Source organism: Oceanihabitans sp. IOP_32 (assembly GCF_009498295.1).
GTDB classification, from domain to species: Bacteria; Bacteroidota; Bacteroidia; order Flavobacteriales; family Flavobacteriaceae; genus Wocania; species Wocania indica.
On record NZ_CP040813.1, the window covers coordinates 395,586 to 410,000 of the forward strand.

The 14,415-nt window shown below is 39.0% G+C and carries 6 protein-coding genes, 2 tRNA genes and 3 rRNA genes; 5 read left to right on the forward strand and 6 right to left on the reverse strand.

Going from position 1 to position 14,415, the window contains the following annotated elements:
• Positions 1-14: 14 nt before the first annotated feature.
• The 4 genes from FEZ18_RS01625 (at position 15) to FEZ18_RS01640 (ending at position 4,420) form a co-directional block, all read left to right on the forward strand.
• A complete protein-coding gene (locus FEZ18_RS01625; protein ID WP_153266703.1) occupies positions 15-2,390 on the forward strand; it encodes a TonB-dependent receptor in 2,376 nt (791 codons plus the stop codon).
• A gap of 94 nt (positions 2,391-2,484) precedes the next feature.
• On the forward strand, positions 2,485-3,300 hold the full coding sequence (locus FEZ18_RS01630; RefSeq protein WP_153266704.1) for a DUF4249 domain-containing protein: 816 nt from the start codon (positions 2,485-2,487) through the stop codon (positions 3,298-3,300).
• A 72-nt stretch (positions 3,301-3,372) separates the two neighbouring features.
• Complete coding sequence (gene murQ / locus FEZ18_RS01635) at positions 3,373-4,203, forward strand: N-acetylmuramic acid 6-phosphate etherase (protein WP_153266705.1); 831 nt, start codon at positions 3,373-3,375, stop codon at positions 4,201-4,203.
• Positions 4,181-4,420 (forward strand): DUF6095 family protein, encoded by a 240-nt coding sequence (locus tag FEZ18_RS01640; protein ID WP_153266706.1) that lies wholly within the window; start codon positions 4,181-4,183, stop codon positions 4,418-4,420. Before murQ ends, FEZ18_RS01640 begins: the two co-directional genes overlap by 23 nt.
• A 78-nt stretch (positions 4,421-4,498) precedes the next feature.
• On the opposite strand, the gene FEZ18_RS01645 is transcribed toward FEZ18_RS01640, so the two are convergent.
• A complete protein-coding gene (locus tag FEZ18_RS01645; protein ID WP_153266707.1) occupies positions 4,499-5,440 on the reverse strand; it encodes a hydrogen peroxide-inducible genes activator in 942 nt (313 codons plus the stop codon).
• A gap of 92 nt (positions 5,441-5,532) precedes the next feature.
• On the opposite strand from FEZ18_RS01645, the gene katG reads away from it, so the two are divergent.
• Positions 5,533-7,707: a catalase/peroxidase HPI gene (gene katG / locus FEZ18_RS01650; RefSeq protein WP_153266708.1), complete on the forward strand. Its 2,175-nt coding sequence runs from the start codon at positions 5,533-5,535 to the stop codon at positions 7,705-7,707.
• A 348-nt stretch (positions 7,708-8,055) separates the two neighbouring features.
• On the opposite strand, the gene rrf is transcribed toward katG, so the two are convergent.
• The 5 genes from rrf to FEZ18_RS01675 all read right to left on the reverse strand — a co-directional run bounded on the left by rrf (position 8,056) and on the right by FEZ18_RS01675 (position 13,505).
• Positions 8,056-8,163: ribosomal RNA gene (gene rrf, locus FEZ18_RS01655) — 5S ribosomal RNA — on the reverse strand.
• A gap of 163 nt (positions 8,164-8,326) precedes the next feature.
• Positions 8,327-11,177, reverse strand: a 23S ribosomal RNA gene (locus FEZ18_RS01660).
• Between the two features lie 250 nt (positions 11,178-11,427).
• Positions 11,428-11,501 (reverse strand) — tRNA-Ala (locus FEZ18_RS01665).
• A gap of 248 nt (positions 11,502-11,749) precedes the next feature.
• Positions 11,750-11,823: transfer RNA gene (locus tag FEZ18_RS01670), tRNA-Ile, on the reverse strand.
• A 160-nt stretch (positions 11,824-11,983) separates the two neighbouring features.
• A 16S ribosomal RNA gene (locus tag FEZ18_RS01675) occupies positions 11,984-13,505 on the reverse strand.
• Together the 16S, 23S and 5S rRNA genes with 2 tRNA genes alongside form the textbook arrangement of a ribosomal RNA operon.
• Between the last annotated feature and the right edge of the window lie 910 nt (positions 13,506-14,415).

Here is a 14,415-nt window from a genome sequence, read left to right on the forward strand (position 1 = left end):
TAAAAAATTGGTACATGAAAAATTTTGTATTAGGGCTTGTTATAGCCCTATCTTTTTATAGTGTAACATCGAACGCTCAAGAAAAATTTACTTTAAGTGGTATTGTTTCTGAAGAGAAAAGTAATGAAACTCTAATTGGTGTTAATATTGTATTTCCAGAAATTGGGGCTGGAACAACCACAAACGAATACGGTTTTTACTCCATCACCCTCCCTAAAGGCACCTATTCTATAGTCGTGAGTTATTTAGGCTATCAAACCATAACAGAAACTATTGAACTTAATGATAACATATCAAATAATATCGGCTTAGCTGAATCCTTAGAAAATTTGGACGAAGTTATCATTACTAAAAATATTGAAAAACTTAATATAAAAAATCCGCAAATGAGTGTTAATACCTTAACCTCAGGCACCATAAAACAAATACCTGTAGTATTAGGCGAGGCCGATGTTATTAAAGCCATTACACTACTTCCAGGTGTAACCAACGCTGGCGAAGCCTCTTCAGGTTTTAATGTAAGAGGTGGAGCTGCAGATCAAAATTTAATTCTACTAGACGAAGCTATTATCTATAATTCATCACATCTTTTTGGTTTCTTTTCTGTTTTTAATCCCGATGCTATTAAAGACATCCGATTGTACAAAGGAGGCATCCCTTCACGTTATGGCGGTCGGGTTTCATCTGTTTTAGACATTTACCAAAAAGAAGGAAACAGCAAAACCTTTAACCTAAACGGTGGTATTGGTCTTGTGGCAAGTCGATTACTAGCCGAAGGCCCCTTAAAAAAAGACAAAGGCTCTTTTTTAGTGGGTGGAAGATCGAGTTATGCACATCTATTTTTTCCTATTTTCGATTTAAAAAATGTGGCGTATTTTTATGATTTAAATACCAAATTGAGTTATAAATTAAACGATAGAAATAACATCTATTTATCTGGATATTTTGGCAGAGATGTGTTTGAAATTCAGGATAGTTTTGAAAATACTTACGGAAATTCCGTAATTAACTTTAGATGGAATCACTTATTTTCAGACAAGTTATTCTCCAACTTGTCCTTAATCTATTCAGACTACTATTACAGTTTAAATCTGAACTTCGTGGAGTTTGATTGGATCTCAGGAATTCAGAATTTTAATTTAAAATACGATTTAAAACATTACTTAAACGATAAACTTAAGCTTGAATATGGCCTAAATAGTATTTATTATAGGTTTAATCCTGGGGAAATTAATCCTACAAGCGAATCCTCGGGAATAAACCCTTTAAAACTTATAGATAAATTTGCTTTTGAAAATGCCGTGTATGTAGATGTAGAGCACAAAATCTCTAACAAACTAGCGTTATCATACGGCTTAAGATTTAGTACATTCTTACGTTTAGGACAAGATGAACTTAATGTTTATGCCAACAATCGCCCTGTGATATTTAACGATAACCTCAAAATATACGAAAAAGCCGATCCTATTGATACAGAAACCTTTAAACGCCGTGATGTGATTGCCGATTTTTATAATTTAGAACCCAGATTTTCAATAGCTTATCAAATCACCTCTAATAGTTCTGTAAAAGCGAGCTATAACAGAATGAGTCAATATTTACACTTACTATCTAATACAAATTCTCCAACACCACTGGATGTTTGGTCTCCTAGCGGAAAATATATAAAGCCACAACTGTTAGATCAATTTGCCATAGGGTACTTTAAAAATTTTAATAATGATGACTACTCTTTAGAGTTTGAAGGTTTTTATAAAACAATAAAGAATAGAATAGATTACATTGATGGCGCAGATTTGATTGCAAACAATGCCATTGAACAAGTTATTCTTAACGGAAAAGCTCGAGCATACGGTTTAGAGCTTTTGTTAAGAAAAAATAGTGGTCGTTTTAAAGGTTGGTTAGCTTACACGCTTTCCAAATCTGAGCAACAAACCAAAGGAATAACTCCAAATGAGTTAGGAATAAACAATGGCGATTGGTACAATACACCCCATGATAAAACGCACGACATCTCCGTAACTACCAGTTATAAACTAAATGACAGGTGGGAGATTAGCTCTAATTTCCTGTTTCAAACAGGACAGCCTGCAACGTTCCCAAACGGACAATACGTTTATAACGGTATTGTTATCCCTAATTACGGGCAACGTAATACAAATAGATTGCCTTCTTATAATCGCTTAGATATTTCATTTAAATACCAGCCTAAACAATCGGTAAACAAAAAATGGCAAGGCCACTGGGTATTTGGAGTTTATAACGTTTACAATCGCAAAAATGCAGCCTCCATCAATTTTAGTCAAAATGCAACAACCGGTATAAACGAGGCTACGCGCTTGTCGATATTCGGAATCGTTCCATCCATATCTTATAATTTTAAACTATAAGTTCATGAAACATACATAACTAAAAGTGGATTCCCAAGAAAATGATGACATGGATGTCGCATGTGACCGATGAAAAAACTATAAATAAAAACACATGAAAAAAATAATATACATATTGCTTTTAAGTTTAACCATTTATTCTTGCGAAGATGTTATTCAAGTAGATTTAGACACAGCCGAAACCAGATTGGTTATAGATGCTTCTATAAATTGGCAAAAAAATACCGATGGTAAAACTCAGCAAATTCGACTCTCCCTCACCGCTCCATTCTTCAACGATACTATTCCTCCAGCAACAGGAGCCACGGTGCATATTAAAGACACCAACAATAATACCTTTGTTTTTATTGAAGATGGCGCTACGGGTATTTATAAAAACAATACTTTTATCCCAGTAATTAATGGCACTTATACCTTACATATAGTTTACAACAACGAAGTTTATACAGCTAGTGAAACCCTGACATCTGTAGTGCCTATAGATTCTGTAGAACAGAAGAATGACGGTGGTTTTGCTGGAGATGAAATAGAAATAAAAGCCTTTTATAACGACCCTCAAAATGTAGAAAATTATTATTTATTTGCGTTTACAGTGCCCAGCAGAAATAATATAGAACTAAATGTATACGAAGATAGATTTACAGATGGGAATCGTAATTTTGCCTTTTATTCGGGTGAGGAGCTACAAAGTGGCGACCAATTAATAATTAAAAACTACGGTATCTCTAAACGCACATTCAATTACTTAAATATTCTATTGCAACAAAGTGATGATAGTTCTGGCGATCCATTTGAAAACCAACCAGCTACCGTAAGAGGTAACTGTGTAAATCAAACCAATCCAGACCATTATCCACTGGGATATTTTAGACTTTCAGAAACAGACTCATTAACATATACTATTCAATGATTTTGAATTAATGAATAAATGCTTTTTTATCCTAAGAAATATTAAATTTTCAGAAATAAAAATTTTTAACCCATGAGCTTTATTAGAACAACAGAAGAAGATTCTAATTATAATCATCTGGAAAAGATGAGTGTCAAAGAGTTGATAACAAATATTAATAAGGAAGACAAAACGGTGCCTTTGGCAGTAGAAAAATCGATTCCACAAATAGAATTACTTATAAATCAAATTGTGCTAAAACTAAAAAACGGTGGGCGGCTGTTTTACATAGGTGCTGGAACAAGTGGCCGGTTAGGAATCTTAGATGCTTCAGAATGTCCACCTACATTTGGCGTTTCTCCAGATTTGGTTATTGGAATAATTGCCGGAGGTGACACGGCCATAAGAACCGCCGTAGAATTTGCCGAAGATTCTACCCAATTAGGCTGGGAAGATTTACAAACTCATAATATTAGCGATAAAGATGTGGTGGTTGGTATTGCTGCTTCTGGCACCACGCCTTACGTTATTTCTGCCTTAGAAATGTGTAACAAACACAACATTATAACAGGGTGTATTACTTGTAATGCAAACAGTCCCTTATCAAATGTCGCCACATATCCTATTGAAGTCATTGTGGGTCCAGAATTTGTAACAGGAAGCTCAAGAATGAAAGCTGGAACGGCTCAAAAATTAGTTTTAAACATGATTACAACTACCACAATGATTTTACTTGGCCATGTAAAAGGAAACAAAATGGTAGATATGCAACTAAGCAATGAAAAACTCATTGAAAGGGGTGTAAAAATGATAGTAAATGAGATTAATGTGACTCATGACAAAGCAAAACAATTACTAACCCAGCATGGAAGCGTACGTTTAGCGATTAAAAACTATAATAATGGAGACAAACAGAACAAATAAAAACGTACTTGCCAAAGGTTTAAAAATTATGGTGGCGGCTTTAGCTTGTATGTTTTTAGGCCCAACCCTTGTACATATAGCACTTACCAATAAAGAAAAACCGCTTTATATCCCTATATTAATTGTAGCCATAATAATTTGTGTATTAGCCATCTTCTTCACTTTTAAGGGCATAAACACCATTTTAGATAGTATGTTTAAAAAAAACAACTCCTAATTTAGTGCTAAATAAAAATGGTTTGTTAATCTGTTAGTATTCGAATTAAGATTTAAAATAGGTATTCTTTAACACACGCTACAACTTTAAAGGGGAAACAACATGTTCTTTATGACTAGACTTTAGTAATGGACTAATTTTTTCTTGGATATCCTTTTTCAATTGAAGCAATAAGTTATCTTTCCTAAAATGACGATGCACAGATAACCCAATAGTACGCACTGGAACTGGAGGTTTAAAAAAACTTAAATGATTTCGGTCTTCTGCAGTAAAATCTAGACATGCTAAATGGGGTAAAAGGGTTATACCCTTATTCTTCCTCACAAAACGTATTAAACTTTCAATAGAGCCCGCTTTGAAATCAAAATTTACAGCCCTTTTAGTACTGCAAATTTGACCTTCACAAATGGTGTTAATTTGTGTATGCAGACAATGTCCTTCCTCTAATAACCAAAATTTATTAAAATCTATATCTTCTAGCTTTACCTCCTTATTTTTGGAGTTCCCAGTACAATCATAAAGCATAAAAGGCTCATTGTATAAAGGAATTTCAATCAAATTCTTATCACCTATCGGTGTGGCTAAAATACCAATGTCCAGTTCCCTGTTCACCAACAAATTTAGAATAGATGTTGTTGTCATTTCGCTTACCGTAAAATTTATTTTAGGAAACTTACGCACAAAATCATTCAAAAATAATGGTAATAAATAAGGAGCTACAGTGGGAATTACGGCAATTTTAATATTGCCCACCAATTCGCCTTTTACACTTTGTATGGTGTCTGATAAATTAGAAATCTCTTTCTCTATAAGTTTTAATTGATTGATAATCTCCTCACCCTCTTTAGTTATTGTAATGGGCTTTGTTTTTCTATCAAAAATTCGAACACCTATTTCTTCTTCAAATTTACCAATCATGGTACTTAAAGTAGATTGAGAAATAAAACATCTGTCGGCCGCTAAGCTAAAATTCTTTAATTCGGCAACGGCAAGAATATATTGATACTGGCGCGTATTCATCTATTTTATAAATAATGTTATCTAAACTATCGTTTTTATAAATCAAATATATGTACTAGATTTACAATCTACAAATAAACTATAGTAAATTTATGGAAAATAACAATTCAAAACAGGGTAAATGCCCAGTGATGCATGGAGGAAATACCTCTGCAGAAAAAACCGTTACGAACTGGTGGCCAGAAGCCCTAAATTTTGATATTCTACATCAACACGATACGAAAACTAATCCTTTAAATGGCGATTTTAATTATCGTGAAGAATTAAAAAAATTAGATGTTAATGCGTTAAAAGAAGATTTACACGCACTCATGACCGATAGTCAAGACTGGTGGCCAGCAGATTGGGGTCATTACGGTGGTTTAATGATTAGAATGGCTTGGCATGCCGCAGGTACTTACAGAATTAGCGATGGCCGTGGTGGTGGTGGCACAGGAAATCAGCGTTTTGCTCCGCTTAATTCATGGCCAGATAATGTAAGTTTAGACAAAGCAAGACGCCTACTTTGGCCTATTAAAAAGAAATATGGAAACAAATTAAGTTGGGCAGATTTAATTATTTATGCTGGAACGATTGCATACGAAAGCATGGGGTTAAAATCCTATGGATTCTCCTTTGGTCGCGAAGATATTTGGCATCCTGAAAAAGATATCTATTGGGGTGCAGAGAAAGAGTGGTTAGCTCCTAGTGATGAGCGTTACAAAAATGTAGAAGATCCTTCTACTATGGAAAATCCGTTAGCGGCCGTACAAATGGGATTAATTTATGTTAATCCAGAAGGTGTAAACGGTAAACCAGACCCTTTGAAAACCGGAGCACAAGTTCGTGAAACATTTAAGAGAATGGCCATGAACGATGAAGAAACGGTTGCATTAACCGCAGGTGGACATACTGTAGGTAAAACACATGGTAACGGAGATGCTAGTATTTTAGGTCCAGCACCTGAAGCGGCTGGAGTCGAAGAACAAGGATTTGGATGGTCTAACCCCCATAAATCTGGAAAAGGTCGCCACACCGTAACAAGTGGATTGGAAGGCGCGTGGACCACACACCCTACGAAATGGGATAATGGTTTTTTTGAAATGCTTTTTAACCATGAGTGGGAATTAGTAAAAAGTCCTGCAGGAGCCTGGCAATGGGAACCTAAAAGCATAAAAGAAGAAGATAAACCAGTAGATGTTGAAGACAGCTCAATACGTCATAACCCAATGATGACAGATGCCGATATGGCCATGAAAATGGATCCCATCTACAGAGAAATTTCATTAAAATTTAAAAATGATTTTGAGGCCTTTTCTGATGCTTTTGCCCGCGCTTGGTTCAAATTAACGCACCGTGACATGGGACCTAGAAGCCGTTATTTTGGCCCTGACGTACCACAGGAAGATTTAATTTGGCAAGATCCAATTCCTGAAGGAAACAAGAATTACGACATTAATGCTGTAAAACAAAGAATCGCTCAATCTGGTCTTAGCATTTCCGAAATGGTTACAACAGCTTGGGATAGTGCTCGCACATTTAGAGGATCAGACCTTAGAGGTGGCGCAAATGGAGCTCGAATCCGTTTAGCACCACAAAAAGACTGGGCAGGAAACGAACCAGAAAGACTCTCCAAAGTACTTTCAATTTTAGAACCTATTGCTCACGAATTCAATATAAGTATAGCCGACACCATCGTATTAGCTGGTAATCTAGGTGTAGAACAAGCCGCAAAAAATGCAGGGATTAATATAACCGTTCCTTTTGCTCCTGGACGTGGAGACGCTACCGCTGAAATGACAGATATAGAATCTTTCGAACCTTTAGAACCACTTGCTGATGGTTTTAGAAATTGGCTGAAAAAAGATTATATCGTTAGTCCAGAAGAACTATTACTGGACCGCACACAATTAATGGGCTTAACTGCTACAGAAATGACGGTTTTAATTGGAGGAATGCGTGTTATAGGCACCAACCATAATAACACAGACCATGGAATATTTACCAATAATAAAGGGGCTTTAACGAACGACTTTTTTGTAAACCTAACAGATATGGGTTACGCCTGGGAACCTACAGAAAATGGACTTTATAATATCCGTTCTAAACATGATGGTAAAATAAAATTTACGGCAACTCGAATAGACTTGATATTTGGTTCGAATTCGATTTTACGTTCTTATTCTGAATTTTATGCACAAGATGATAACAAAGAAAGATTCGTAAACGATTTTGTTAAAACTTGGGTTAAAGTGATGAATGCAGATCGATTTGATTTAGTTGACTAATGATAATGTTATAATACATCCAAACTATTAAACTGAAGCCCATAATTTTGAAATTATGGGCTTTTTGTTTATTACCATAAAACAAGAGTTAGATTAAAGAGCATGTATTTTAGATCGTTTAACTACCTTTAATTTAAAAACCACAACAAAATACTTAACAACAAATATCCAATAGAATAATTCTAAGTTTTTGTTATAACCACAAATTCCGTACTAATAAAAAGACCATTCCCAAAAACATACCCTACACGATTTTATCAGATGTTTTTTAAGTTAAGTTTAAGCAAAAAAAAATCCTCAACACAGACATGTTGAGGATTTATAAATTCTAAACTTGATTTAGAATAAAAAAGGCAACGACCTACTCTCCCACAAATGCAGTACCATCGGCGCTAATGGGCTTAACTTCTCTGTTCGGAATGGTAAGAGGTGAGCCCCATCGCTATAATCACCTTAAGTTTTAAGTTAAGAGTTACTTGGTAAAAACTACCTGTTATTAAACCGGTCACTTTTAGCTTTTCACTGTTAACTGCAAGATAACTCTTGCAAATATCTTAACATATTGAAAATAAGAGACATGATGTGTAATAATTATCTAAACTTTATAAAAAAACAGGCGTACAATAAGCCTATGGGTTATTAGTACTACTTGGCTATGACATTACTGCCTTTACACCTATAGCCTATCAACGTGGTCATCTTCCACGACCCTTTAAAGAAATCTCATCTTGTGGTGGGTTTCGCGCTTATATGCTTTCAGCGCTTATCCCTTCCTAACGTAGCTACTCAGCAATGCCGCTGGCGCGACAACTGATACACCAGAGGTTAGTCCAACTCGGTCCTCTCGTACTAAAGTCAGATCCACTCAAATTTCTAACGCCCACTGTAGATAGAGACCGAACTGTCTCACGACGTTCTGAACCCAGCTCGCGTGCCACTTTAATGGGCGAACAGCCCAACCCTTGGGACCTTCTCCAGCCCCAGGATGTGACGAGCCGACATCGAGGTGCCAAACCCCCCCGTCGATATGAGCTCTTGGGGGAGATCAGCCTGTTATCCCCGGCGTACCTTTTATCCTTTGAGCGATGGCCCTTCCATGCGGAACCACCGGATCACTATGCTCTTGTTTCCAACCTGATCGACTTGTAGGTCTCTCAGTCAAGCTCCCTTATGCCATTGCACTCTACGCACGGTTACCAAGCGTGCTGAGGGAACCTTTAGAAGCCTCCGTTACTCTTTTGGAGGCGACCACCCCAGTCAAACTACCCACCAAGCACTGTCCCCATCGCTGGGTTAGACTCTAGATAAGCAAAGGGTGGTATTTCAACAATGACTCCACAACGCCTGGCGACGCCGCTTCAAAGTCTCCCACCTATCCTACACATTACTTATCCAAAACCAATACTAAGCTATAGTAAAGGTGCACGGGGTCTTTTCGTCCCACAGCGGGTAATCGGCATCTTCACCGATACTTCAATTTCACCGAGCTCATGGCTGAGACAGTGTCCAGATCGTTGCACCATTCGTGCAGGTCGGAACTTACCCGACAAGGAATTTCGCTACCTTAGGACCGTTATAGTTACGGCCGCCGTTTACTGGGGCTTCATTTGAGATCTTCTCCGCCTAAGGCGGATAAACCCTCCACTTAACCTTCCAGCACCGGGCAGGTGTCAGGCCATATACATCATCTTTCGATTTAGCATAGCCCTGTGTTTTTGATAAACAGTCGCCTGGACTCTTTCACTGCGGCCCATCTTAAGATGGGCGACGCTTCTCCCGAAGTTACGCGTCTATTTTGCCTAGTTCCTTAGCCATGAATCTCTCGAGCTCCTTAGAATTCTCATCCCAACTACCTGTGTCGGTTTAGGGTACGGGCTGCTTCACTCGCTTTTCTTGGAAGTCGCTTCTCTGGATTATCACCTTGACCGAAGCCTCAGTGTACTATCGGGGCATTACTGCTCCCTTCAACGTGCAATTTCCGTCAGCACGCACCAAATATACGCCTCCGTCACTTTTATTGTGAGCAGGTACAGGAATATTAACCTGTTGTCCATCCACTACCCCTTTCGGGTTCGCGTTAGGTCCCGACTAACCCTCAGCTGATTAGCATAGCTGAGGAAACCTTAGTCTTTCGGAGTGCGGGTTTCTCGCCCGCATTATCGTTACTTATGCCTACATTTTCTTTTGTAGCTTCTCCAGCAAACCTCACAGTTCACCTTCGACGACGCTACAATGCTCCCCTACCACTTTTTCAAGTCCATAGCTTCGGTAATATGTTTATGCCCGATTATTATCCATGCCGAACCGCTCGACTAGTGAGCTGTTACGCACTCTTTAAATGAATGGCTGCTTCCAAGCCAACATCCTAGCTGTCAAAGCAGTTCAACCGCGTTTATTCAACTTAACATATATTGGGGACCTTAGCTGATGGTCTGGGTTCTTTCCCTCTCGGACATGGACCTTAGCACCCATGCCCTCACTGCTGATGATCATTTTATAGCATTCGGAGTTTGTCAGGAATTGGTAGGCGGTGAAGCCCCCGCATCCAATCAGTAGCTCTACCTCTATAAAACTATAAATCAACGCTGCACCTAAATGCATTTCGGGGAGTACGAGCTATTTCCGAGTTTGATTGGCCTTTCACCCCTACCCACAGGTCATCCGAAGACTTTTCAACGTCTGGCGGTTCGGTCCTCCACTGTATGTTACTACAGCTTCAACCTGCCCATGGGTAGATCACACGGTTTCGCGTCTACCACTACTAACTTTATACCCACGAAGGTGGGTATCGCGCCCTATTCAGACTCGCTTTCGCTACGGATCCGTGACTTAATCACTTAACCTTGCTAGCAACGGTAACTCGTAGGCTCATTATGCAAAAGGCACGCCGTCACAGAATAAATTCCGCTCCGACCGCTTGTAAGCGTATGGTTTCAGGTTCTATTTCACTCCCTTATTCAGGGTTCTTTTCACCTTTCCCTCACGGTACTAGTTCACTATCGGTCTCTCAGGAGTATTTAGCCTTATCGGATGGTCCCGACTGTTTCATACAGGATTACTCGTGTCCCGCACTACTCAGGATACCACTATCTTACTACGCTTTACTTATACCGGGCTATCACCGTCTATGGCCTGTCTTTCCAAACAGTTCTAATTCATTGTAGCTCAAATATCGTGGTCCTACAACCCCACAATTGCCGTAACAATTATGGTTTGGGCTAATCCGCGTTCGCTCGCCGCTACTGACGGAATCACTTTTGTTTTCTTCTCCTCCGGGTACTTAGATGTTTCAGTTCTCCGGGTTTACCTCCATCGCTGGATACTATATCTTCAATATAGTGGGTTGCCCCATTCGGATATCTACGGATCAAATCTTGTGTGCAGATCCCCGTAGCTTTTCGCAGCTTATCACGTCCTTCATCGCCTCTGAGAGCCTAGGCATTCCCCATACGCCCTTATTTAGCTTATTGTACTTTTTGCTTTTTTAATGAGTTTACTATATCTATCAAGAAATTGATAAATACAATATGACTAAACATACATCGCTCGTTGTGAGTATGCTTAATCTTAAATTATTACTTAAATAATAGATTAAATCTATATATTTTTTCATGTATCTTTTTTTCAATATGTCAATGAACGTTTAAAAGTATTAAGATCTTAGTATTAAGTATTAAGACGCATCTTAATACTTTGTACTTTTATCTTTGTACTCTCTAGTGGAGAATATCGGAGTCGAACCGATGACCTCCTGCGTGCAAGGCAGGCGCTCTAGCCAGCTGAGCTAATCCCCCGTGTTTAAGTGAACAGTCTTAGTTAAAAGTTAACAGTAACTAATCGCTGCAACGTTAACTGGGTTGCTCTACTTCTAAAATTTCCTTTTTTTTTAAAGAACGTTTCTTTTAAAAACAATCCTATCGATTCCCTTTAAAAGATACCCACTCTCGTGGGCATACTCAGCACTTAAGTGCTTCGTAGTCTCAGGCAGACTCCCCTCGACTACGCTCAGGGTAAACTTCTCGTCTGTCTTTCGACAACTCTGTAGTCTCAGGCAGACTCGAACTGCCGACCTCTACATTATCAGTGTAGCGCTCTAACCAGCTGAGCTATGAGACTGTTTTCTTGAGATACTAGATGTTTAGACACTAGAATCTAGACTTTAATGTCTAGGCTCTTGGCTCTAGAATCTAATCTCTATATTTTTAAATTAACAGCAATGAGAATAAACTATTTTTCAAGCTAGGTTTTTTTCTTCCTCTTAGTCGTCTTTCTCTAGAAAGGAGGTGTTCCAGCCGCACCTTCCGGTACGGCTACCTTGTTACGACTTAGCCCTAGTTACCGATTTTACCCTAGGCCGCTCCTTGCGGTAACGGACTTCAGGTACTCCCAGCTTCCATGGCTTGACGGGCGGTGTGTACAAGGCCCGGGAACGTATTCACCGCATCATGGCTGATATGCGATTACTAGCGATTCCAGCTTCACGGAGTCGAGTTGCAGACTCCGATCCGAACTGTGATAGGGTTTATAGATTCGCTCCTTCTCGCGAAGTGGCTGCTCTCTGTCCCTACCATTGTAGCACGTGTGTAGCCCAGGACGTAAGGGCCGTGATGATTTGACGTCATCCCCACCTTCCTCACGGTTTGCACCGGCAGTCTTGTTAGAGTTCCCGACACTACTCGCTGGCAACTAACAACAGGGGTTGCGCTCGTTATAGGACTTAACCTGACACCTCACGGCACGAGCTGACGACAACCATGCAGCACCTTGTAAATTGTCCGAAGAAAAGTCTATCTCTAAACCTGTCAATCTACATTTAAGCCCTGGTAAGGTTCCTCGCGTATCATCGAATTAAACCACATGCTCCACCGCTTGTGCGGGCCCCCGTCAATTCCTTTGAGTTTCATTCTTGCGAACGTACTCCCCAGGTGGGATACTTATCACTTTCGCTTAGTCACTCAAACCGAAGTCCGAACAACTAGTATCCATCGTTTACGGCGTGGACTACCGGGGTATCTAATCCCGTTCGCTCCCCACGCTTTCGTCCATCAGTGTCAGTTCATTATTAGTAATCTGCCTTCGCAATTGGTATTCCATGTGATATCTATGCATTTCACCGCTACACCACATATTCTAACTACTTCATAATAACTCAAGATAACCAGTATCAAGGGCAATTCTACAGTTGAGCTGCAGACTTTCACCCCTGACTTAATCATCCACCTACGGACCCTTTAAACCCAATGATTCCGGATAACGCTTGGATCCTCCGTATTACCGCGGCTGCTGGCACGGAGTTAGCCGATCCTTATTCTTACAGTACCGTCAAGCCTCTACACGTAGAGGTGTTTCTTCCTGTATAAAAGCAGTTTACAACCCATAGGGCAGTCATCCTGCACGCGGCATGGCTGGATCAGGCTCTCGCCCATTGTCCAATATTCCTCACTGCTGCCTCCCGTAGGAGTCTGGTCCGTGTCTCAGTTCCAGTGTGGGGGATCCCCCTCTCAGGGCCCCTACCTATCGTAGCCATGGTATGCCGTTACCACACCATCTAGCTAATAGGACGCATAATCATCTTTTACCGATAAATCTTTAATATAAAATCCATGCGAATATTATATACTATGGAGTATTAGTCAGAATTTCTCCTGGTTATTCTCCAGTAAAAGGCAGATTCTATACGCGTTACTCACCCGTGCGCCGGTCGTCGACAAGTGCAAGCACTCTCGTTACCCCTCGACTTGCATGTGTTAGGCCTGCCGCTAGCGTTCATCCTGAGCCAGGATCAAACTCTTCATCGTTAATTTTTATCGTGCTCGCTAATTCTAAAACTAGCCAACAACTTTAACAACTAAATAGGAATGTTCTAGTTCTCAAAATGGTCTATTCTCTTTTGTGATCTTAACCGTTTCCAGTTAAAATCTTACGCTGTCAATTCAATATGTTTATGAACTTGTTTCTCTTGAACTAACGTCGTTTCCTCCGTTAGCGGGTGCAAATATAACACCTTTTTTTAATCTCACAATGCTTTTTAAAGTTTTTTTTAAAAAAAATATCACTCTACTTTTTTTAGCCTTAAATCACACTCTAAATGAACTTCGCAACTAACAAGTTTAATACCCGTTTTAGCGGGTGCAAACATACAATACATTTCCGTATTATCAACCACTTTTTTCTGCCTTTTTTTAAAGTTTTTTTGCCGCCTCTTTAATGACCTTGTTTTGTGGGGGTTATCACTCGAGAAAAAATAAAAAAAAGTGATGTTGCTTGTTTCCTAGCTTAACACAAGCCCACATCCATATGAAAACTGATGGAATATTTTCTTTATTATTTCATGACTATGCGTTCTATAACTCTCAAAAAAAAATAAATAGTACGACTACACCACCTCCCTAAGTCATTTTAAAATATCATAATTAGTGATACGTTGTACATTCTTCTTCCATAAGATAACAACTCTTAGCTGTTTTTGCATAAGTATTTCACAGCATAAGATTATTAATAAAAAATGTTGTTTAAGCCATAACACGCTTTTTAATCATTCTTGCGCTTTATACCAAGCCTAGAATTAAAATGGTTTAACATTTTGAATAAACAACTAGCACTTAAAATTGGGAGTACTGTTCATGTTATCGCATAAATATAAGCAACCGCCTTCTGAATTTTTAGTAGAAGAACTACTGGGCAATTGAGAAATACATAAGTTTAAGA